This window comes from Thiomicrorhabdus immobilis (assembly GCF_021654855.1).
Classification (GTDB): Bacteria; Pseudomonadota; Gammaproteobacteria; order Thiomicrospirales; family Thiomicrospiraceae; genus Thiomicrorhabdus; species Thiomicrorhabdus immobilis.
Map to the genome: position 1 here is coordinate 817,168 of NZ_AP024202.1, position 21,787 is coordinate 838,954.

General features: G+C 42.0%; 19 protein-coding genes and 2 tRNA genes. 12 read left to right on the top strand and 9 right to left on the bottom strand.

What is annotated here, in order from left to right; all coding sequences use genetic code 11:
* Positions 1–24 precede the first annotated feature (24 nt).
* From L6421_RS03560 to L6421_RS03580, 5 genes are all read left to right on the top strand, one after another.
* Entirely contained in the window at positions 25–3,027 is a 3,003-nt protein-coding gene (locus L6421_RS03560; protein WP_237263455.1) for an LVIVD repeat-containing protein, read from the top strand.
* Positions 3,028–3,246: 219 nt separating this feature from the next.
* A complete protein-coding gene (csrA, locus tag L6421_RS03565) occupies positions 3,247–3,453 on the top strand; it encodes a carbon storage regulator CsrA (protein WP_237263473.1) in 207 nt (68 codons plus the stop codon).
* Between the two features lie 187 nt (positions 3,454–3,640).
* Positions 3,641–3,733, top strand: a tRNA-Ser gene (locus L6421_RS03570).
* Between the two features lie 91 nt (positions 3,734–3,824).
* Positions 3,825–3,901 (top strand) — tRNA-Arg (locus L6421_RS03575).
* 170 nt (positions 3,902–4,071) lie between these two features.
* Positions 4,072–4,893: an amidohydrolase family protein gene (locus L6421_RS03580; RefSeq protein WP_237263492.1), complete on the top strand. Its 822-nt coding sequence runs from the start codon at positions 4,072–4,074 to the stop codon at positions 4,891–4,893.
* Between the two features lie 118 nt (positions 4,894–5,011).
* On the opposite strand, the gene trpS is transcribed toward L6421_RS03580, so the two are convergent.
* The 5 genes from trpS to L6421_RS03605 all read right to left on the bottom strand — a co-directional run bounded on the left by trpS (position 5,012) and on the right by L6421_RS03605 (position 8,861).
* Complete coding sequence (trpS, locus tag L6421_RS03585) at positions 5,012–6,022, bottom strand: tryptophan--tRNA ligase (RefSeq protein WP_237263512.1); 1,011 nt, start codon at positions 6,020–6,022, stop codon at positions 5,012–5,014.
* A 139-nt stretch (positions 6,023–6,161) separates the two neighbouring features.
* The gene (locus L6421_RS03590; protein WP_237263532.1) at positions 6,162–6,608 is read right to left on the bottom strand and encodes a methyltransferase family protein; all 447 of its coding nucleotides are present in this window, start codon (positions 6,606–6,608) and stop codon (positions 6,162–6,164) included.
* A 110-nt stretch (positions 6,609–6,718) separates the two neighbouring features.
* On the bottom strand, positions 6,719–7,822 hold the full coding sequence (locus tag L6421_RS03595) for an MBL fold metallo-hydrolase (protein WP_237263542.1): 1,104 nt from the start codon (positions 7,820–7,822) through the stop codon (positions 6,719–6,721).
* Positions 7,823–7,841: 19 nt separating this feature from the next.
* The gene (locus tag L6421_RS03600) at positions 7,842–8,252 is read right to left on the bottom strand and encodes a hypothetical protein (protein ID WP_237263544.1); all 411 of its coding nucleotides are present in this window, start codon (positions 8,250–8,252) and stop codon (positions 7,842–7,844) included.
* 18 nt (positions 8,253–8,270) lie between these two features.
* Positions 8,271–8,861 carry a TetR/AcrR family transcriptional regulator gene (locus L6421_RS03605; protein ID WP_237263555.1) on the bottom strand — a complete coding sequence of 197 codons (591 nt, stop codon included), beginning with the start codon at positions 8,859–8,861 and terminating at the stop codon, positions 8,271–8,273.
* Between the two features lie 296 nt (positions 8,862–9,157).
* Between L6421_RS03605 and pcnB the strand changes: the two genes are divergently transcribed.
* The 6 genes from pcnB (at position 9,158) to L6421_RS03635 (ending at position 14,643) form a co-directional block, all read left to right on the top strand.
* A complete protein-coding gene (gene pcnB / locus L6421_RS03610) occupies positions 9,158–10,591 on the top strand; it encodes a polynucleotide adenylyltransferase PcnB (protein ID WP_237263565.1) in 1,434 nt (477 codons plus the stop codon).
* A 39-nt stretch (positions 10,592–10,630) separates the two neighbouring features.
* Positions 10,631–11,116 carry a 2-amino-4-hydroxy-6-hydroxymethyldihydropteridine diphosphokinase gene (gene folK / locus L6421_RS03615; protein ID WP_237263584.1) on the top strand — a complete coding sequence of 162 codons (486 nt, stop codon included), beginning with the start codon at positions 10,631–10,633 and terminating at the stop codon, positions 11,114–11,116.
* 110 nt (positions 11,117–11,226) lie between these two features.
* Positions 11,227–12,018, top strand: a complete 792-nt coding sequence (gene panB / locus L6421_RS03620) for a 3-methyl-2-oxobutanoate hydroxymethyltransferase (RefSeq protein ID WP_237263596.1) — start codon at positions 11,227–11,229, stop codon at positions 12,016–12,018.
* Between the two features lie 145 nt (positions 12,019–12,163).
* Positions 12,164–13,009 carry a pantoate--beta-alanine ligase gene (gene panC / locus L6421_RS03625; RefSeq protein ID WP_237263606.1) on the top strand — a complete coding sequence of 282 codons (846 nt, stop codon included), beginning with the start codon at positions 12,164–12,166 and terminating at the stop codon, positions 13,007–13,009.
* Between the two features lie 133 nt (positions 13,010–13,142).
* Positions 13,143–13,916 (top strand): motility protein A, encoded by a 774-nt coding sequence (locus L6421_RS03630; RefSeq protein WP_237263616.1) that lies wholly within the window; start codon positions 13,143–13,145, stop codon positions 13,914–13,916.
* Complete coding sequence (locus L6421_RS03635; protein ID WP_237263632.1) at positions 13,900–14,643, top strand: OmpA/MotB family protein; 744 nt, start codon at positions 13,900–13,902, stop codon at positions 14,641–14,643. Before L6421_RS03630 ends, L6421_RS03635 begins: the two co-directional genes overlap by 17 nt.
* An 86-nt stretch (positions 14,644–14,729) precedes the next feature.
* Here L6421_RS03635 and panD read toward each other — a convergent pair whose 3' ends face one another.
* The 4 genes from panD to L6421_RS03655 all read right to left on the bottom strand — a co-directional run bounded on the left by panD (position 14,730) and on the right by L6421_RS03655 (position 20,061).
* Complete coding sequence (gene panD, locus L6421_RS03640) at positions 14,730–15,128, bottom strand: aspartate 1-decarboxylase (protein WP_237263642.1); 399 nt, start codon at positions 15,126–15,128, stop codon at positions 14,730–14,732.
* Positions 15,129–15,355: 227 nt separating this feature from the next.
* Positions 15,356–18,145, bottom strand: coding sequence for a phosphoenolpyruvate carboxylase (gene ppc, locus L6421_RS03645; RefSeq protein ID WP_237263653.1), 2,790 nt, complete (start codon positions 18,143–18,145; stop codon positions 15,356–15,358).
* Positions 18,146–18,348: 203 nt separating this feature from the next.
* Positions 18,349–18,876 (bottom strand): inorganic diphosphatase, encoded by a 528-nt coding sequence (gene ppa / locus L6421_RS03650; RefSeq protein ID WP_237263671.1) that lies wholly within the window; start codon positions 18,874–18,876, stop codon positions 18,349–18,351.
* 213 nt (positions 18,877–19,089) lie between these two features.
* Complete coding sequence (locus L6421_RS03655; protein ID WP_237263690.1) at positions 19,090–20,061, bottom strand: class 1 fructose-bisphosphatase; 972 nt, start codon at positions 20,059–20,061, stop codon at positions 19,090–19,092.
* 285 nt (positions 20,062–20,346) lie between these two features.
* On the opposite strand from L6421_RS03655, the gene thiI reads away from it, so the two are divergent.
* Complete coding sequence (thiI, locus tag L6421_RS03660; protein ID WP_237263692.1) at positions 20,347–21,783, top strand: tRNA uracil 4-sulfurtransferase ThiI; 1,437 nt, start codon at positions 20,347–20,349, stop codon at positions 21,781–21,783.
* The last annotated feature ends 4 nt before the right edge of the window (positions 21,784–21,787 follow it).

The window sequence follows — 21,787 nt, forward strand, 5'->3', positions numbered from 1 at the left end:
GCCTGTCGTCCATGGAGGGATAAAATGAAAAATGTGTTCTTGAAAAAGCCAATAAGAACCTTGGTTGCCATTGGTTCTGCTTTGATTATGTTTGTCTTTTTGTATAACGCCGGTTGTAGCGGAAGTGGAAGTGGTTCAGGATGGTCGTTATGCAACGTACCTCAAGAAGCTTCCTTAAGCTCTGCCACCCGTATAGGTGGGGCGACAACCAGTGTTGGGCTTTTCAGTAGTGACGATGCTGAATGGTCCCTTTTCAATATCGCCAATGAACTGAGGGCAACCAAAGTTGGTACGACAAAAGATACCGAATATGCGATCAAAGTACCTGGTTTAATTCGTGACATTGAGATTGTCACGCGTGACGATAAGCGTGTAGCCTTGCTTGCGATGGGTGATGAAGGGATTGCCGCTGTTGATATTACCGACCCTTCAGCTATGTCTGTAATCACCACGGTGAAAGTGAATTATTATCAGGATGGGATTAGTTGGACAGAAGGCGGCGGTGATGTTGTTATCGATAATGTCATTCAAAGTACACGAGGGCCAATTAGTTCTTTAGCCGTTTTTGATGATGGAAACCCTGATACGCCTTTGCAGTTGTTAATTGCTGACGAAGGTTATGGGTTACATAAAACCGCACTAGATAATCTGCTCGATGAAACAACTGGTAGAGAGCCTGATGGTACCTTGTTGGTGGAGCAGGAGGTTTATACCTTGCAATATGCCGGTGAGCAATCTTGGGGGGGACCAAAAGGGTTAACACTTTATAACGGTAAATTATTCGTTGCACAAGGTTATTTGGGTATGGGGATTTTTGACCCAATTAGCCTAGAGCAAGTCGGCCGTTACAATCTCTATACCGACACAACCGAAGCAAATAATGGTGAAGATTGGTTTATTGATATGGATCCCGTTGCGGCTGTTCAAACCGGCAATATCGATGCTTGTACCGGTATGCCGGATTTTAACCAAGCCAGTTTCGAAATTCAGCAGGTTTGGCATGGTGATGTGGTTGCCCCAACACCTTGGGCGGATTTTGAACGTTACGGAAAGCATTATTATGATGCGCGTAAAATCGAAGTTGCCACTTTCACAGGTGCTGGACCTGACAAAACAATCGCCTATATTGCCTATGGACTAGGTGGTTTAGTGGCGGTGGATGTCACGGGTTACGATACCGCGATTAGTCGAGACCCAGTGACCTGTAATCCTGTGGCTCCCGCTGCGGAACAAACGCCTTTTCTTGAGGCGAGTTATCTAGGTTATGTTCCAGCTCTACCTGCTCATGGACCTGATAAACAGACTGGAGAACAGTCACAAAGTCTTTTTCCTTACTTTGGTGTCGGAATGCTTAAAGAAGCAGGCGTTGTTGATGTTGAGGTGAATCTGGCTGATAACCAGGTATATTTCACTGACCATTTTGCCGGAATGATGGTGATTGGAAATGCGGATACACCAGAGGTGAATTGGCATGGATCGGCTGGTGAGGATTCCTATGACAATAACACTATCGGTGATTTAGGTGATCATTGGCCTGATTATGAATTTGTTACTTCATATGACATGACACCAGTACCTTTTGGTGAAGAAACCGCTCCCGCTTATATTTTTGAATCACCCATTTTACTGGCAACAGGCGAAGTAAGCGGGCATGGTAATGTATTGTCTCTGACGGGTTCTTTTGATGTTGCAAATTCTGGAAGTGTCGATGTTGTAGCGGCCTCTGGAGGTGGTGGTTTAAGCTTTATCGATGTTGCTCTAGGCAATACGCCAGCGTTTGAAGTGCCAGTGCATTTTGCGACAACGAATGAAGTTGGCGCGGCTGCAGATGGTAGTGCGAGTCAAGAAATCAATATTGGCCATACAGAAGGTTTGACGGCGTATGGCAGTCATCTATATTTGGCGGATGGACCGCATGGTATGTCTATTTGGAAAATAGCCGATCAAAACTGTGTTGCAACTGATGATGTGCATTTAATCGCCAATACGTTACAGAGTGAGTATCCGGTCAAGATAGATGATACTTTAACCATCAACCCGACACCACATGCTCACGATGTTATTTTAGATGCCGTAAGCGGTTCGGCGTTGGTGATGTCTCAAAGTCGCGGTTTACGTCGAGTCAACATTTCCGAGTTAGGAACGGCGGGAGCCCCCACGTTGCTTTATCCAAATAGTACCGATATTTTTGAGCATAATATTGATTCTGGAAATGTAGTCGATTTCTTGAAAATGCAGGACCATGTATATGATGTTGCATTAAAAGGCTCATTGGTCTTTACCGCTGATGGGAGTAATGGTTTGACGGTATATGACCTTAGTAAGGATCCAACTGATGCAACCAGTGGCTATATCGTAAGCAATTTGGGTGGCGATGTTGATTCTCAGCCAAATCTCGGTCATGCAACAGGTGTTGCCTTATGGAAAAATGCCGTAACCTCAAAAGAGTATGCTTTTGTTGCAGCGGGTCAAGCCGGTATTGGTGTGGTGGATGTTACTGATCCAAATAATATGATTTTAATCAAAGTCTTTGAGCCGATTAAAATGGAAGACGACCATGTTGGTAAGGCGGATGGAAAAAGTGTCGCGGTCAAAGTGGTCGGTAACTATGTCTACTTCACTTACGATAGTTTCGGTGTTGTTGTATATCGGACTGCCGATTTGATTGCCCCATTGATAGAAGGTACTGATCCAAATCAAATTTGGACTCTTGGTGGTGGCGGTGAAGACCAGCGTCCAAATGCGGTAGCACGTTTCAAACTTCAAGATCCTACCTTGTTTGGACTGGTAGATTTAGTCGGATGGGCTGGCGGTGCCGCAGGTATGGATGTTGTCCAAGTTAATGGTAGAAACTTGTTCTATATTGCGTATGGTGACGCAGGGGTTATTAAAGTCGATTGGAGCAATCCAGCAGCACCTGTGTTGTTACAGCACACCAATACGGTTGGCTTTGCATACGATATTGATGTCGTGAATGGTCGAGCTTATGTGGCTGATGGAGGGGGAGGTTTATTACTTCTTAAATAAAACCTTGTCGCTTCTGATATAAAAACCTGCTTCGGCAGGTTTTTTTGTCTAAGTTACCTGCTCATAACCAAATAACATTGTATTGAATATTTTATTATGCTGAATATTTCCAAGAGAAATATTAGTGTTTACTTATTTGCAGGAATAAAGATTATTAATTATGCGTATCAGTTAAAAGTTCTATACTAGACAGACAAACGTATCTTATAGGAAAGCATGATGTTGGTTTTAACTCGAAGAGAAAGTGAATCACTGATTATAGGTGGTAACATCAAGCTGACTATTTTAGCCGTAAAAGGTGGGCAAGTTAGGGTGGGGATAGAAGCTCCACAAGAAGTTTCGATTCATCGTGAAGAGTTGTTGCTGGATGACTGTGAAACAAAAAATAGCCTAAACGAAAATCGTTCCAAAATCGCTTCAGCATGAAGTTTGTCTAAGTTTTTGTCTATTTTTTAATTTTTGAATAAAGTTACCAGGTTTGCCAAAGGTAATCTCTTATGCGTTTTCTAAGCGAACGCAAAGCAAATACTTCACTGGCAAGAAATAAAAGCAAAAAAAACTAATTCAGCGTTTACAATGGGCTGTTAACCTTGTATTATACGCGACAGAAATTGGAGACGTGGCCGAGAGGCTGAAGGCGCTCCCCTGCTAAGGGAGTATAGGGTTTGTAGCTCTATCGAGGGTTCGAATCCCTCCGTCTCCGCCATTTCTAACCTTGTTTTGAAGCGTTTTAACAAAACTGTAAAATTAGAGTTGACACCTAGCATTTTAGCTCTATAATACGCCTCAACAACAAAGCGCCCGTAGCTCAATTGGATAGAGTACTCGGCTACGAACCGAGCGGTTAGGGGTTCGACTCCCTTCGGGCGCACCATTATTCAAAAGCCTCGTTAGTGAAAACTAACGGGGTTTTTTTATGTCTAAAATTCTGTTTTGCCGTTTCAATGTTGTCTTGTCATCAATTTTGCTAAACTAAATGCTATTCTTACCAGGCCTGCTAGGTTTGCAATTGCCTTAAATTAAATAACAGTGAAAGGTTTTGTTGTGATAAAAATAATCATTTTTTCCGTGCTGTATCTCTTTTCCACATTTGCTCAAGCTCAGCAATTTTTATTTGATAGTCACCTGCATTATGGCGGTGAAGATGTCAAACAGTTCACTCCTAAGCAAATAATCAAAATTTTTGATCGTAACCACATTAAGTATGCGGTGGTTTCCAGTACGCCTAACCAGGGTACCGAGAGTTTATATGCCTATGCTCCCAACCGTATCATCCCTTTTTTAGGTTTGTACCAAACCTTGGGGGATAAGCGTGACTGGATGTATGATGAATCGGTTGTTGCCAGAGTGGAAGAGGCACTTAACAGCGGCATTTATCGTGGTTTAGGTGAGTTGCATATTTTTGCCAAAGATAGAAAAAGCCCTGTTTTAAGACGTATTGTTGAAATCGCTAGCGAACGTAACTTAATGTTGCAGGTGCATGGGGATGCTGAAATTTTAGATGAAATATTTAGTCTTGCTCCAAATGTTACGATTTTATGGGCTCACTTGGGAACAAGGCCTGAACCAGAGTTTTTACGAGGGGTATTAACAAAATATCCACAAAACTTATTTATCGATACTTCAGTTAGAGATAAGCAGTTATTGGAAAGTGGTGAGCTTACCGATGACTGGAAAAAATTGTTTATAGACTATCAAGACCAGTTTACGGTCGCTGTAGACACCTTTAGTGTTAACCGTTGGAATACGTTTGATCTAGTTGTTCAAGATATTCGTTCTTGGTTGGCAGATTTACCAGACGAGGTGGTTAGAAAGCTGGCCTATGATAATGCCTATAAGTTGTTCTTTAATGAGAAGGTGGATTGAATTTTCTGTCGCCAATTGACCAGGCCTGGTCGTTCTGTTTTTTAAGATGAATCAAATGCAAAAAAGCCCCGCTAAAACGGGGCTTTTTTATGTTTAAATCAATATGGGGTGTTAAGGTTTAAGGTAGAACAAATCCAATCGCTTCATGCACTCTTTTTAGGGTTTTTTGCGCTTGTTCACGAGCGGTTTCAGCACCTTGTTTTAAAATGTTACGTAATTCGGTTTCTTCACTGCGAATTTCATGGAAACGTTTTTGCATAGGTTCCAAGTAATCAACCACCAGTTCTCCCAACTCGACTTTTAGATGACCATACATTTTGCCTTCAAAATGGGCTTCTACTTCAGGAATGGATTTACCACTAATCACCGAATAGATGGTCAGCAGGTTTGATACACCTGGTTTATTCTCTAAATCATAACGAATTTCTGAGCCTGAATCCGTCGTGGCTTTTTTGAATTTTTTAATGATGGTCTTAGGGTCATCCAAAAGTGCAATGAAATTACCTTTGTTCTCATCTGATTTTGACATTTTTGATAAAGGGTCTTGCAGGCTCATAATGCGCCCACCAGAAGTCGTTGGTGGAATAAATGGTTCAGGAATCTTAAAGAGTTCTTTATCGAAGCGGTTGTTGTAACGTGTCGCTAAGTCACGCGATAACTCCAGGTGTTGTTTTTGGTCCGCTCCAACTGGAACCATCTCTGTTTGATAGAGCAGGATATCCGCAGCCATCAATACCGGGTAGTCAAAAAGTCCCACATTGATGTTTTGCGAGTTCTTTTGCGACTTATCCTTAAACTGGGTCATGCGGCTCAACTCACCCATATAAGTAGAGCAGTTTAATATCCATGCAAGTTCAGAGTGTTCTGGCACATGTGATTGAATGAAAATGGTGCTTTTATTAGGGTCGATACCGGCCGCTAAATAAAGAGAGACAAAATCTAAACTACGGTTATAAAGCTCTTTTGGGTCTTGTTCAACGGTGATGGCATGCATATTCACCAATGAAAACAGGCAGTTGTAGTCATCTTGCATCTTCACCCAGTTTTTAATTGAGCCAATGTAGTTGCCAATCATTAAATCGCCAGAAGGTTGGATTCCGCTAAATAGGGTCGGTTTAGAGTTTGTCATAGGTACTTTCTTTTTGTTGTATTGAGTTCATCAAAATTTAATGGAGGGTATTTTCGCATTTTCTAACCGGAATAACTAGCTGACAAAGGAGGAAACAACCCGGCCTGGTAATCTTTGATGTTTAGATTGCAATGTGTGGTTACAAAACAAAAGGGATGATTTTTTTGGTCTTTTTCTGGTATTCCGCATAATCGGGTAAGCTGTCAACCAACAAACTCTCTTCATAACTCAGCTTGATGAATAGAATAAAACAAAGCGAGGTGTACACGGCTAAAGCAATCCAGTCAATTTGTATCAATACGATGGGGAAAAAGAATAATACAATTGAAAAATACATGGGATGGCGTATGTATCGATAGGGTCCATGGGTAACGAGTTCAATGTCGGGCATGGGGTCGGGGATGATATTGAAATGACCTAGGTGCATGGTTTGTACTGCCCATAATCCGATAAATATGGCGACAGCTTGTACCAATAAAACCATATAGTTGAAACTAAGCGGCAGCATTAATAGCAGTATGGCAATCAATGTAAATTGAAAAAACACTAAACTAAAAGAGATTGCAGGATGTTTGATATTTGTCATGGCAACTAAGGTACTCTTATAGGTTTTGAAAACGCCCACTTAATTGAAGGCGTCTTCTATTTTACATGTAATGCCTGCGGGGTCTATCAAAAGGCTTTATTCAAAACTTTTTATTCAAAACTCTGCCCTAAATCCTCGCCCACCATTTCTTTATAGATATGGGCGGCATTGTTTTTATGGGTTTGTTCGAAGACAGGGCGATCCTGATAGGCGGATTGATCAATCTTTGCCGTGTCTTCAATGCCGCCTCCGGCTTCAATAATGGCTTTAACCTCTTTATGCATGAATTTCAAATAATCATAGGTATCTTGTTTTACCTTTGCCATATTGGTTGGGCTACCGTGGCCTGGGATGATTAGGACATCTTTTGGCATGGTGTTCATAAATTTTTCAAAGGTTTTAGCCCACTTCTGGGTGTCGGTATAAGAGAATAATGCCAGCATCCTATGGTTATAGGCTAAGTCACCAGGTAATACGATATTACGGCTAGGTAGGTAGACTATGGTGGAACCTGGGGTGTGACCTGGACCGAAATTCAGGATTTGTACGGTTTCTCCGCCACCGACGTCGACGGTCATTTTGTCTTCAAAGGTAGTGAATTTATCGGAGACATCTCGGGCGGTTTCGGTTATTTCATGTCCGACACGGTCTCCCCAGCTTTTCTTGATAAAAGGATAACCATTATGAAAGTCCCGATTAGCGACATCGTGTGAATATAAATTCTTAACACCTTGGTCTACCCAATAGCTTGCTCCTAAGTAAGCATGGCCTTGACTGTTCTCAACCGCAACCCATTTAACAGGTTTGTCGGTGATTTTTTTTATTTGCTGATGAAAGGAGTAGGCGACGGCTGGATTTGGGCCAGCGTTGAACACAAAAACGCCATCTTCAAAAATAATAAAAGTGAGGTTGTTATTCAAACCAAAGTTGCTTGGGTTGTGCCAAATAAGGCTGCCTACTATCGTGTAAACGCCTTCGGCGACCTTGATCGGTTTTGGAAGTGCTAAAGGTTTGCCGATGTATCCCACGCTTTTCTGGGTTTGTTCAACATCTTTATAATAAGCCTGGATACTGTTGGAAAACTCTTGGCCTCCAGGAAAACTTTGCATCTCTTTGCCATAGGTTTCAAAGCTTTCTATATAAACATCAGAAGCAAAGGTGGCTGAAGAGTTGATGGTTATGAGCAACGCACTTATCAATGTAGATTTTTTCATAATGGATTTCCCGTTGAGGTTATGGTTGTGCGGCGTGTTGGACACTGCCGTTTACCGGTTTTGAGAAAAAGGTGTCTTTAACCAAAGTTAAATTGAATGGTTTTGTGCTGTTCCAGGGCATTAATGACATAAACCGGGCGAGGAAACAGTAGTTGCCAACGACCATGGCTGTAGTGCCGATAATCTGTAAATAAAAGATAAAAAACAGCGGAGGGTATAGCGCGATGATCAACAGTAATAAATAGGCAATCCTGACCTGGACGGCAAAATTTTTAATCTTCGGAGTTAGCCAATAAAAATGTATGACTTGAATCAGATTGAAGGCAATTGCCCAATATAGGGCTTGAGGTTCAATGGCAACACCGATGATGAGTAGGATGTCGGTAATTGCCCAATATACCCAAATCAGGTTTAAGTTTATGGAAAACATTGTATGCTCCTAATTTTTTTAAATGGTTTTGGCAATACTGCGCCAGCTGGTTTTTGTGATGCTTTCAAGGTAGTTTGGTAGCGGTTGCTCCAGCATGTTGTCCAACCCTAATTGAATTAAACGCATGACACCTCCAAAACTGCTGGCTGCGGCGACCATTAGATCCATCTCGATAAGTTCACCTTCATCCATGCCTTGTTGAATGACATCCCTTAAGTTCAAGAAAGGTTGAGATGAGCAAATGGGAGGTAAATTGGGTAAGAACTCTTTATGACGGGCATTGAGGATGAACTGCATCGCTTGAGGATGTTTATGGGCAGTTTCTATCATCCACCTAGATAGCTCGTAAAAACGGTCCCAGCTTGAATTGTATTGATTGAAAATGGCGGTCTGTTCACTTTCAATTTGTTCCAGTAACGCTTGCATTAAGGCTTCCGCGATAGCCTCTTTATCTTTGAAGGCATGGTAGATTGAGCCCGTGCTCACACCTGAATGTTTTACCAGGTCAGGAATGGAGGTGTTGAAATACCCTTTTTCCATAAATAGGTCGAGGGCGCTATTGAGCACTTTAAGTTTCGCTGAGCTTAGTTGGTTGTTCACTATATACATGTATTAAAACCTTTGTCTTTGACTCAAGAAAAGTGGGGGTGTTTGTTTTGGAATACTTATTCTAGAATTTGTATTCTAATTTAGTTTGTGCGTTATTTCAAAACAAAATAATCAATTCATTCCACTGTTTTGAGATATGGGTTGGTACGTTCAGGAATGTTTTAATTCATCTGTATTGGGTAAAGTGTTGTTTTGTAGGTCGTTTAGTTGTTTTAAATGTATCTAAAGCTTTGAACTTGGGCTAAAAGTCGATAGAATGGGGTTTTATTTTGTGAACACACGTCTAAACACACTCTATGCAACGAATTATTCGTAAAATCAGCGCCTTTTTCTCTAGGGCAAAACAGATTCCTGAACTTGGTTCAATAGGAAAAACTTCTCCCGTCATCGTTAAACGCCAGAAACATGGCATCTCTCGTAAGCAAATTGATAAATCCGCTTTAGATGTTTTGTATGGTTTAAAGCGCGGTGGCTATGACGCCTATTTGGTTGGCGGTTGCGTTCGCGACTTATTGTTAGGTCTCGAGCCGAAAGATTTTGATGTCGTCACGGATGCAGAACCTGATCAAGTTAAGAATGTCTTCAAACAGCGTTGTCGTTTGATTGGCCGCAGATTCAGATTGGCCCATGTTCGCTTTGGGCGAATGATGATTGAGGTGGCTACCTTTAGAGGGCAAGGCGATGGTGACGGCCGCAAAGACCGTTTTGGCCGTAAGGGGCGATTATCTGGGCCGGCTCGAGAAGTCGATGATAGCGGCCGTCTATTAAGAGACAACGTCTATGGAACCATCGAGGAAGATGTTTGGCGTCGTGATTTTACCGTCAACGCGCTTTATTACGATATTAAGACCTTCTCTATCACGGATTACACTGGTGGTCTTGACGATATCAAGAAAGGTCAGCTACGCCTAATTGGTGACCCGGAAACCCGATATCGTGAAGATCCGGTGCGAATGATTCGTGCGATACGTTTTGCCTCTAAATTAGGGTTTAAAATTGAAAAACATACTGAAAAACCGATTGTTGGATTAGCGCCATTATTGCAAGATGTGTCTAATGCTCGAATGTTTGAAGAGGTCTTGAAACTGTTCCATAGTGGTGTTGCGGTTGAAGTATTTGAAAAACTTCGTCATTATGGTTTGTTTGAACACCTATTCCCATTGACGGAACAAATCCTATCTGAAGAGAAAGACGGTTTCCCGCGTATGTTAGTGATTGAGGCTCTGAAAAGTACAGATGCTCGAATTCAAAGTGGTAAATCGGTCAATCCGGCATTTCTCTTTGCGGCCATGCTTTGGGAGCCAATGCTACAACGCAAACAACATTTTTTAGATGAAGGTTTCGCTCATCAAGATGCTTTTTATGCGGCTTGTAATGATGTGATTGAGCAGCAAATCAAGCGTACCGCTATTCCTAAGCGTTTTACTGCACAAATGCGGGATATTTGGAACTTGCAACATAGATTGCCAAAACGTCATGGCGATAGAGCGCAGAAAATCATTGAGCATCCTCGTTTTAGAGCGGCTTATGATTTTATCGGGGTTCGAGCGGCCGCCGGTGAGACGGAAGTGCAATCTATTTTTGACTGGTGGACAGTTTATCAAGAAAAAGATCCTGTTGAACAAGTGGCTTTCGCAAACTCAGTTGAAAAACCTCAGCGAAAAAAACGTGTCCGTCGCAATCGCAACTTTTATCGTAAAAGAAGCCAGTCCGGTGAAGATAAATCATAAGGCATGCCAAGTATGCTTTACGTTGTGTGAGTGATGGTTATGACAACAAAGAGAGTCTATATCGGATTAGGAAGTAACTTAGCCGATCCTGTCGAACAACTGAATATCGCTCTTGAGTCAATTGCATCACTACCTGCAACCCAGCTTATTCAAACCTCTTCCTTTTATGGCTCCAAACCTTTGGGGCCGCAAGACCAGCCTGATTTTATCAATGCGGTTTGTGAAATACAGACCGAGCTAACACCTGCCGATTTACTCAAAGAGTTGCAAACTATCGAATTAGAGCAAGGGCGTATTAAAAAACGTCACTGGGGTGAGCGTTTGATTGATTTGGATATTTTATTATTTGGAGAAGAGGTGATTGATACCCCTGACTTGATTGTGCCTCACTCTCAAATAACGTTGCGAGATTTTGTGTTAATACCGTTGGCGGAAATTGCACCAGGCCTGGTGATTCCGCAAAAAGGTGAGATTTCTGAATTGATTTCTCAGCTCCAAGAGTCCTATTTAATGACGGTGAATTAAGTTTTACGGTTAAAATTCTCTATAATATGGCTCCATTGAAAACATTGACCTGCAAATTCATTTAATCTTTGGATTTAAGACAGGTTCTTTAACTCCATTTAGGAAAACTTATGGCTATCACGCTTTCAAAACTTAAGAAGATGCATCAGGACAATTCTAAAATTGTTTGTTTAACCGCATATGACGCAAGTTTTGCACACTGGGTGGCTGAAGCGGGGGTTGAGGTGATTTTGGTAGGTGATTCATTGGGGATGGTTGTGCAAGGCCATGCCACCACTTTGCCTGTGACCCTGGATGAAATGGTTTATCACACTCAGATGGTGCAGCGGGGTAATCAGCAGGCCTGGTGCATTGCAGATTTACCTTTTATGAGTGATACCACGGTTGAACAAACCCTGCAGAGCGCGGCTCGTCTTATGAAAGAGGGTGGAGCCAATATGGTCAAGCTGGAAGGTGGTGAGCGTGTGCTTAAAGCCGTCGCTGCACTTTCTGCTTTAGGTATCCCAGTTTGTGGTCACTTGGGTCTATTACCACAATCGGTTGAAAAGTACGGTTATAAGGTTCAGGGCAGAGATGACGCTTCTGCACAACGCTTGATTTCAGAAGCAAAGTCCCTTGAGTCGGCAGGTGCTGAAATGTTGGTTTTGGAGTGTGTACCTGCAAGCTTGGCGAAAAGTATTACCGAGCAGTTGGCTATTCCGGTAATCGGCATTGGCTCAGGTAAGGATACTAGCGGTCAGGTATTGGTTTTAAACGATATGCTGGGCATTACCGTCGGCTCATCGCCCAAGTTCTCTAAAAACTTTATGGCTCAATCGGATTCTATTCAGCAAGCGTTGGCAAACTATGTGTCAGAAGTTAAGTCTGAGCAATTCCCTGCTGAGATGCATTTAGTGGGTTAAGCCAGAAATTAAATTGAACTCGCTTTTACTAAAGTAGCTTCGGTCTCTAGCCAGTTATTCTTAGGGTTATTTATAGGCGTTTTCTTTCTTCAGTCTCCTTTTCAGTTTTAATCTTTTTATCATTTCATATTAAATGTAGGTTTTTATGCAAGTTTTTGAACAAGTTCATGCATTACGTAAGCAGGTTGCGGAATGGAAAAAATCAGGTCACTCGGTAGGATTTGTCCCTACCATGGGGAATCTACATGATGGGCATTTAAGCTTGGTTAAAAAGGCGCAGCAAACTTGCGATAAGGTAATTGTCAGTATTTTTGTAAACCCGATGCAGTTTGGCCCCAATGAAGATTTTGATAGTTATCCTCGCACATTTGAAGCCGACCAATCTAAATTGGCCAAAGTGCAGGCGGATGCGGTCTTTTATCCAACCGTAGATGAGGTATATCCTAAAGGTCTAGGGCAGACCCAAGTCTGTGTGCCCGCCGCTATAACCGGGCTTTTAGAGGGGGCGGAGCGCCCTGGGCATTTTGATGGTGTTACCACCGTCGTTTGCAAATTGTTCAATATGGTACAGCCGAATACGGCATTTTTTGGACAGAAAGACTATCAGCAATTAGCCGTCATCAAGACCATGGTTGAAGATCTATCGATGCCAATTGAAATTGTGGCCGTGCCTATTGCTAGAGATGAGGATGGCTTGGCTTTGAGTTCGCGTAACCAATACCTTTCTGAAGAACAGCGACAAGTTGCTCCAAAGTTATTCACTGTTTTACAAGATGTTGCCGTTGCGATCGGTTCCGGCAATGGTGATTTTGATGCCTTATGCCAAGTGGCAACAGCACGTTTAATGTCGGAAGGTTTTGATGGGGTTGACTATATTAAGGTTTGTCATGCAGATACCTTGCTTCCCGCTCATGAGAGTGATGGCGGCAAAGTCATTCTCGCGGTCGCACGGCTAGGTAAAACCAGGCTTTTGGATAATATTTTGCTTTAACACCTAATGGGTTTCGAAAATTGTAAATAGGCGGATTATATAGCTCTTTTTGCAATCAAAAGGAAATGGTTTCTTCTTACAGCTTGAGAAGTTTGTTCTAAGTTTTTATAACGTAATTTAACTGAATATATTTATGAGTTTTTCAACTTTGATTGGTTTGGTGGCCGGGATTACCATTGTGTTGATTGCAATGGCGATGGGTTCGTCCATCTCTATGTTTATCAATATACCAGGGCTGATGATTGTGGTTGGTGGTACGGTTGCCGCAACCATGATCCGCTATTCCATGGCTGATAGCTTTAAAGCGATAGGTATGTCTTTCAGTGTATTAAAGGTCAATTCTGAAGTGAAAGATTTCAATGAGTTGGTTGATATCACCGAGGACTTGTTGAGATTGGTGCGCAGTAAGGGGGTTTTGGCTATGGAAGGCTATGAGGTAAACAATAGCTTCTATAGCTCAGGTGTACGCATGCTGGTTGATGGCTATGCTTTGGAGCTGGTTAAACAAACCTTAAAAGAGAAAAACAAGCTACTGGTTGAAAAGGCAGAAACCAGTGCGGGTGTGTTCCGTTCGATTGGTGAGGCTGCTCCTGCATTTGGGATGATTGGTACTTTGGTCGGTTTGATTCAAATGTTGTCTAATTTGAGTGATCCGTCTGCTATTGGGCCGGCTATGGCGGTAGCGATGCTGACCACTCTATATGGTGCCATGATTGCCAACTTGATGGCATTGCCAATTGCGGACAAGATTGAATCTTGGGTGCAAAATGAATCTGACCGAGAGATGCTTATTATCGAAGCGATTGAAAGTATCGGGCAGGGGCATAATCCCTCGGTTATGCGTGATTTACTGGCGCCATATCTGCAGATCAATAGTAAGGCCAAGGGTCGTGGCGAAGAAGGTTAAACCCTGTCCAGCCTGGCTGGCTACTTTTGCGGATTTAATGTCATTGCTGATGGCGTTGTTTGTGCTGTTGTATGCAATGTCGAGCACGGATATCCCCAAATATAAAGCCGTGGTCGAATCATTGACGGAAACCTTGGGTAATGGCAGTGAGTTATCGCCAGAACAGAAACAGTTTTTTGAATCATTGTTATCCACTGAAAAAGCCTCTGAGCAGGTAGAGCCACCAGCCGCTCCTGTTGTGCCGGAAGAGGTCAGTGTGGATAATCTGAAGCCCTTGTATGATAGTTTGATCGAGACCTATTCCGAAGCAGGGAAGAAAAGCGAAATTAAGATTGATTATGATGTTGAGAGTAATCAAATCAGATTGATTTTTCCTGAGCAGATAGCATTCGACCCTGGGCGTGCCGACCTGAAACCCCGTTTTGTTGAGCTGTTAAGAAAGTTTTTTGCTTTCAAAGATGAAAAGGTGGCTTTGCAAGTCGTTGGGCATACCGATAGTCGTCCAGTCTCTGGAGGGCGTTTTAAATCCAACTGGGAGTTGTCGAGTGCAAGGGCGGCTAGTGTGATTGAGCAGTTGGTTCAAGATCGAGCTATTAGGCCTGAGCAAGCACAAGCAATTGGTTTGGCTGATACCCAGCCGGTATCCTTGGGGGATACAGAGGTCGATTATGCTAAGAATCGTAGGGTGGAGATATTGATCGCTCCAGAGAGCTCAAGGCCTAGATAGCTGTTTGAATACATTTAATGTGATTGTTTTGAAAATAAAAAAGCTGACTTAAAGTCAGCTTTTTTGGTCTTAAGGGTTAATAAAGATTAACTGGCTTTAGACATGTCTACCGTTTGTGTCGGAATCGTATTGCGTGTATGCGTGATTTGATTGTTCTCGTCAAAGTAGACAAGTTTGGGTTTGAAGTTATCAGCTTCTGCCTCATCCATCGATGCATAAGTTGCAATAATCAACAAATCCTTTGGGTTTGCTTTATGAGCCGCAGCGCCGTTTACAGAGATGATTCCACTATGATCTTCTGCACGAATCGCATAGGTTGTGAAACGTTCACCGTTATTGATGTTATAGATTTGGATTTGTTCGTATTCTCGAATCCCTGCCACTTCTAATAAGTGACCATCGATTGCACATGAGCCTTCATAGTCTAGCTCAGCATGTGTGGTCGTCACACGATGTAGTTTCGATTTTAGTAGCGTTACTTGCATATAGTTCTCTTTAGCTCGAAAAATGGGATCACCATTACTCAGTTTACGGCAGATTTTTAACCCTAAACAGCGAAAATTAAGTTTGGGCTGACTATTATACTGTTATTTTCATAAATTTCTAATTTTAAGAAATTTAGTTTATATAACGATTAAATTTATTAGTATAAATAAAAAACCCCACTCGATGATAGTGGGGTTCTTTGTTGAGGGTAAAGGCTTAAACAGTATTAACCTGTATTTCTCATACCCGCAGCAATGGCATTGATGCTGTTTAGAAGAGGGGTTAGCCATACTTCACGCTCTTCTTCAGTAATATCCGTAGATTTATAGCGTGATAGTAAAGCAATTTGAATATTGTTTAATGGCACCAAGTACGGATTGCGTCTTTTCAGGGAAAGTGCAATGGTCGGTGTTTCCGCCATTAAGTATTCATTGCCGCTGATTTCCAGAATACGGCTTACCGAACGTTTGTGCTCTTCAGCAATCATATTGTAGATTTTCTGTGCAACTTCTTGGTCTTGACCTAATTTGCTGTATTCTTTACCAATCGTCAAATCCGTCTTGAATAAAGCCATCTGAATATTGCTGATTAACGCTCTAAAGAAAGGCCAATTTTCATGCATCTCTTTAAGTTGTTCATCACCATGTTCTTTAATCCAGTTATCCAAGGCGTAACCTGTACCTTGCCATGCAGGGAAGGTAAGACGAGCTTGCGCCCAACCAAAAATCCATGGAATCGCACGAATAGAAGACTTGGATAAATTGCCTTTCTTACGGTGAGAAGGGCGAGAACCAATGTTCAGCAATCCAATTTCAGTTACCGGTGTAGCTTCATAGAAGAATTCGAAGAATCCTTTTGTATGATCCGTTAGTTCGCGGAAGCTATGCTCACCATCTTTGGCTAATTTAGCCATAGATTCAAGGTATTCCGGCTTGTCTTTAGTGATCGATTGAACCAAACCGGTACTGGCTTTCATCAGGCCTGTTACACCTAAAGAAAGTTCATACATCGCTGTTTCCGAGTTGCTGTATTTGTAAGATAGAACTTCACCTTGCTCAGTAAACTTGATTGAGCCGCGAACCGTTCCGGTTGGCTGTGACAAGATGGCAAAGTGAGTCGGGCCTCCACCACGACCAACCGTACCACCACGGCCGTGGAATAGACGGCAATCGACTTCGTGAGCGTCAGCCAGTTTCATGATCTGTTGTTGAGCTTGGTATAGGCTCCAGGCCGATGAAAGATTACCACCATCTTTAGCAGAATCAGAGTAACCCAGCATAATCTCTTGCTGATTGCCTGATGCTTTTAGAAGGGCTTTATAGGTGTTGTTTTCAAATAGCGATTGCGTTACTGGCACAATGTGTTCTAGATCTTCAATCGTCTCAAATAGAGGGGAGATCTGAATATCACAGTAAGGTTCGCCAGCGTTATAACCTGCCAGGCCTGCTTGGTGTGCTAAGAACAACACTTCCATGACATGGCTCGCTTCATGGGTCATCGAAATGACATAGTTATTGAACGCTTTTGGACTAATCTCTTTACGCATTTCACGAATAACATTGAAGACCTCAAGCACTTCTTTTGTCATTTTGTTCAATGCAAGATGTTGGGTATCGATGATAGTGGCTGAAGCGACATGTTTCGCTAATACTTCTAAGCGCTCAGATTCACTTAGGCTCATATAATCGATATCTAAATGTGAAAGCAAGTCCGCAACGGCATCGCTATGCACATTCGATTCTTGACGAATATCTAAACGCATTAAGTAGAAACCAAAGGTTTTAACTAAACGAATCAGGTCTTGAAGTTCTTCATTGGCAACATTCTCATCGCCATGATTGCATAAGGAATCATAGATTAACTCTAGGTCTTCAAGCAATTCATCTTCAGAGTGGTAAGCAAAAGGGCTTTTTTCGATAGGGGAGTCATCCAGCCAAGCTTCAATGTATTTGATGTTCTGCTTTAAACGGCCTTCCATCAGATAAAGGAAACGACGATAAGGCTCATCTTTGAAACGTTCTGAGCGTTTTTTGAATACCGCTTTGATCAAGTCGGCATCGACAATCATCGAACGATTGATGATCTCTTGCGAGATATTGCATAGGTAACGAGAGTGAGTCAGCTTAGAGCTTAAATCAAAGATACGTTTCTGATATTCATAGATGGCCGCACGGCTTTGTAATAGAAGTGCTTTGACGGTTGTATCATGGGTAACAAATGGGTTGCCGTCACGGTCACCACCAATCCAAGAACCAAATGTTAAGAAGTTTGGCGTTTCAATCTTATCGTCTGGGTAGTGTTTAGCTAAAGCTCTTTCCATGTAGTTATACACAACCGGTACCGCATCGAACAGCGATTTACGGAAATAGTAGATACCGTTGCGAATCTCATCTTCAACCGTTGGTTTTTGACGACGCACTTCATCTGTTTGCCAAAGTACTTGAATTTGAGATTCTAATTGCTGGTATAGCGACTCTTTAACATATTCATTGTTATAGGTATCGGCTTCGTTCAGTGTGCCGATATCCAAGAAAATTCTTCTTAGATTGTCCATTACCGAACGGCGTTTTGATTCCGTTGGGTGAGCGGTGAAAACTGGGATATAGTGCAGTTTATTAAGTAGTTCTTGCACTTGCGAGGCATCCATACCTTGCTCTTTGAACTCGCCAACGGTATTGAGCACAGAGCCTGTCCATAAAGGGCCATCTGACTTTAATTGGCTTTGTCTTTCATGGTATTGGTGCTCTTCTTCAGCCAGGTTGACTAAGCTGAAGTACAGGTTAAATGCACGGATAATGAGGTTAAGTTCATCGGCACTGCGAGATTCAATGAATGTCTTAAGTTCTAAGCGAAGCTCCGGGTCATCATTTTTTTGCAGGGTGATATAGCCTTTACGAAGCTTTTCAACTGCATTATAAGTTTCAACACCTACTTGCGAAGTGATGACTTTTCCTAGAATGTTACCTAGTAGTTTGACTCGCGCTCTTAACTGCTTATCACGATTTTCAGCTGCCATTTTTACTCTCAGTTTTCTAAAACAAAATTAGTGAGCATTATAGCAGATATTTTTGATGATTTAAGCAAGCCCGCGCTAATTAAATGCTCTAGAGGGGCTTTGTGAGGATTGTTTTTGTTGGGGATTTTACGATGGGCATAAAAAAGCCCTCATAAAAGAGGGCTTTGAATAATGATAACCATCCACTTTATAAGCAGAAACTATTATTTTTCTTGATAACTCTTAACGCCGTTCAAGATTTCTTGACGAGCTGCTTCTACATCGCCCCATCCATCAACCTTAACCCATTTTCCTGGTTCAAGGTCTTTGTAGTGGCTAAAGAAATGTTCTACTTGTTCTTTTAAAAGCGGAATATCTTCCACTTTTTCAATTTTAGAGTAGATTGGTGATAGTTTATCTACCGGTACAGCGATAACTTTTGCATCTTCACCACCGTCATCCGTCATTTTGAAAATGCCGATTGGACGACAGCGAATGACAGAACCTACCATTAGAGGGTGTGGTGTGACCACTAAAACATCAACTGGGTCACCGTCATCAGATAGAGTGTCATTGATGTAACCGTAGTTAGCAGGGTAAGACATGGTTGCGCCTTGAAGACGGTCAACCCAAACCAAGTCAGTATCTTTGTCTACTTCATACTTGATTGGTGCCGCGAATGCTGGAATCTCGATAATGACGTTAACGTCATTAGGAACGTCTTTACCTGCTGGTACTGCTGAATATCCCATGTTTTAATTTCCTTTTGTCTTTACCACGAAGACACGAAGACACGAAGAAATCAAGGTGTGAATCGGTCAGTGGTATTTTATTAGAGTGATTTTTATCGTTTTTATAACGCAAAACACCCGCATTAATTCTCCGTTTAAACAGCAAAAACTTCGTGTCTTCGTGCCTTCGTGGTTAACTTTTGCGGGTGTTGTTCGAATTGCTATAAGATTCGATTATTTGTTGTGGTATGCAACCACTTTAGCAACTTCGTTTTTAGAACCTAGAACAACAGGAACGCGATCGTGGATACCTTGTGGTTGAACATCCATGATGTCCATACGACCAGTAGAAGATGCACCGCCAGCTTGTTCAACAATCATTGACATTGGGTTACCTTCGTACATTAAACGTAGTTTACCTGCTTTTGAAGGGTCGCGGCTGTCGTATGGGTACATGAAGATACCACCACGGATAAGGATACGGTGAACTTCAGCAACCATTGAAGCAACCCAACGCATGTTGTAACGCTTACCTAGAGGACCTTCTTCACCTTTTAGGCAGTCATCAATGTACTGCTTCATTTCTGGTTCCCAGAAACGCTGGTTAGACATGTTGATTGCGAATTCTGCAGTTTCTTCAGGAATTTGTAACGCAGCTTTAGTTAAAACGAATTCACCGATATTAGTATCTAAAGTGAATAGGTTAACGCCATTACCTGTTGTCATAACCAATAATGTAGATGGTCCGTAAAGAACGTAACCAGCAGCTACTTGGTTGCGACCGTTTTGAAGGAATACTTCTTGGTTGTCGCCAGATTGATCATCTTTAGCTTCTAAGATAGAGAAGATAGTACCAACAGAAAGGTTTACGTCGATGTTTGAAGAACCGTCTAATGGATCGAAAGTGACTAGGTATTTACCACCAGCGTGACCAGCAATTGTGTAATCTTCTTCTTCAGAACCTACACCACGAACGAATTTGTTTGCAACTAGGATGTCTTTTAGAAGGTCGTTAGAGATTACATCTAACATCTTTTGCGTTTCACCTTGAACGTTTTCGTCTTCCGTCGCGCCTAAGATACCAGCTAATTCACCTTGACCTAATTTGTATGCGATGTCTTTACATGCAACCATTACGTCTTTGATAACTAGCTCTAGTTCAGCATTTACGCCGTCGTTAGATAGTACTTGATCTAATCTTTTCATCGAGGGTCTCTCTGTATTAAATTGAAATTGTAAACTTTTTAATTTTAACATGCGTACGGTATATATATCAATTGAATATCGCCATAGATGTTTTTTGATTTCCTTGGATAACGGAGTTACCAGGCCTGGTGAAAGCGTACAGAATCTCATCATGCAGTCTAAAAGCATTGTCGTTACTGTTGTACAATAAGCGAGATGAAAGAGACGGTTATTCACTGTTTAGCTTGATGGAACTGTTTCATAATGTTGTTATTAAGAATGTTGAATTTGTAAAAAGAGTTAAGAATGAAATTTATTGTTAAGTTATTTCCCGAGATCATGATTAAAGGTGGTCCTGTTAAAAAGCGCATGATCAGTATGCTTCATGATAATTTGCGTACCTTGCTTTTTAGAATCGATAACTCAATTGAAATTAAACGTTTTTGGGACAAGATTGAAGTTCAGGTTGATGACCAGTATGTCAACGCAGTTCGCAAAGTGTTACAGCAAACACCTGGGGTCGAACAGTATCTTGAAGTCGTTCAGTACGAAACAGGTGAAGATTTGAACGCTATTGCTGAAAAAGTCGCTTTTCATAAGTTGGATTTAATTGACGGTAAGACTTTTGTGGTTAGGGCAAAACGCAGTGGTGAACATTCGTTAACTTCGTTTGAAATAGAACGTTTTGTCGGTTCATATATGTATGAGCACGGTAATCCTAAAGGGGTTGATTTGCATAAGCCCGAGGTGAAAGTCGAGTTTGAGTTAAACCAAAACACTTTGAATGTGATCACTAAACGTCAACCAGGCCTGGGCGGTTTTCCTATCGGTTTGCAAGGCGAAGTTTTATCGCTTATGTCTGGTGGTTTCGACTCCACCGTTGCCAGTTATTTAACGATGAAACGCGGTATTAAAACCCACTTTATCTTTTTCAACTTGGGGGGGGCGGCTCATGAGGTTGGTGTTAAACAGGTTGCGCTCTACCTTTGGAGTCAATTTGGCGCTTCCCATCGGGTGCAATTTATTTCAGTGCCGTTTGAAGGGGTGGTCGAGGAAATTTTCAGGTCGACCCATGAAAGTTATATGGGCGTGACCTTAAAGCGTCTTATGATTATGGCATCAGAAAAAATAGCCGATGTAATGGGGATTGATGCCTTGGTCACGGGAGAAAGTGTCGCTCAAGTGAGTAGTCAGACTTTGCGTAATTTGGCAGTGATTGATGAGGTATCTAACAAGTTGATTTTACGCCCTTTGGCTACCATGAATAAGCCGGAAATCATCCAGATAGCGGATAGCATCGGTACCCGTGAATTTGCGGAAAACATGCCAGAATATTGCGGCGTGATTTCAAAGAACCCGGTTACCAGCGCTTCTTTTTCACGCATGGAAAGGGAGGCGAAACGCTTCAATTATGAGGTGTTGGAAGAGGCCATTGAGCGCTCGATTACGATACCGGTAGATAAAATCATTGAAGATGTGAATGCGGCCGCTCCTGTAGAGGTGGTGAATACACCAGGAGATGCAAAGGTGATTGATATTCGCAGGGAGTCTGAGGCGACCCATGACCCTTTGCCAATCGAAAATATCAATATTCCATTTAATGAATTGAACCGAACGTTTAAAAAGCTGGACCAATCTTTCCAGTACGTTCTGTATTGTGAGAAAGGTGTGATGAGTCAGTTGCATGCCCAGTATTTAAGAGATGCGGGCTATGATAATGTCAGAGTCTATCGTCCGTTATAAAGAA

Bases quoted from the DNA above. Each gene is read 5' to 3' on its own strand.
- pcnB (WP_237263565.1), top strand. From the start codon at position 9,158: ATGCAACGAATTATTCGTAAAATCAGCGCCTTTTTCTCTAGGGCAAAA.
- panC (WP_237263606.1), top strand. From the start codon at position 12,164: ATGCAAGTTTTTGAACAAGTTCATGCATTACGTAAGCAGGTTGCGGAA.
- trpS (WP_237263512.1), bottom strand. From the start codon at position 6,022: ATGACAAACTCTAAACCGACCCTATTTAGCGGAATCCAACCTTCTGGC.
- L6421_RS03655 (WP_237263690.1), bottom strand. From the start codon at position 20,061: ATGAAAAGATTAGATCAAGTACTATCTAACGACGGCGTAAATGCTGAA.
- panD (WP_237263642.1), bottom strand. From the start codon at position 15,128: ATGCAAGTAACGCTACTAAAATCGAAACTACATCGTGTGACGACCACA.
- ppa (WP_237263671.1), bottom strand. From the start codon at position 18,876: ATGGGATATTCAGCAGTACCAGCAGGTAAAGACGTTCCTAATGACGTT.
- L6421_RS03590 (WP_237263532.1), bottom strand. From the start codon at position 6,608: ATGACAAATATCAAACATCCTGCAATCTCTTTTAGTTTAGTGTTTTTT.
- L6421_RS03605 (WP_237263555.1), bottom strand. From the start codon at position 8,861: ATGTATATAGTGAACAACCAACTAAGCTCAGCGAAACTTAAAGTGCTC.
- L6421_RS03595 (WP_237263542.1), bottom strand. From the start codon at position 7,822: ATGAAAAAATCTACATTGATAAGTGCGTTGCTCATAACCATCAACTCT.
- panB (WP_237263596.1), top strand. From the start codon at position 11,227: ATGGCTATCACGCTTTCAAAACTTAAGAAGATGCATCAGGACAATTCT.
- L6421_RS03600 (WP_237263544.1), bottom strand. From the start codon at position 8,252: ATGTTTTCCATAAACTTAAACCTGATTTGGGTATATTGGGCAATTACC.
- folK (WP_237263584.1), top strand. From the start codon at position 10,631: ATGACAACAAAGAGAGTCTATATCGGATTAGGAAGTAACTTAGCCGAT.
- csrA (WP_237263473.1), top strand. From the start codon at position 3,247: ATGTTGGTTTTAACTCGAAGAGAAAGTGAATCACTGATTATAGGTGGT.
- L6421_RS03630 (WP_237263616.1), top strand. From the start codon at position 13,143: ATGAGTTTTTCAACTTTGATTGGTTTGGTGGCCGGGATTACCATTGTG.
- thiI (WP_237263692.1), top strand. From the start codon at position 20,347: ATGAAATTTATTGTTAAGTTATTTCCCGAGATCATGATTAAAGGTGGT.
- ppc (WP_237263653.1), bottom strand. From the start codon at position 18,145: ATGGCAGCTGAAAATCGTGATAAGCAGTTAAGAGCGCGAGTCAAACTA.
- L6421_RS03560 (WP_237263455.1), top strand. From the start codon at position 25: ATGAAAAATGTGTTCTTGAAAAAGCCAATAAGAACCTTGGTTGCCATT.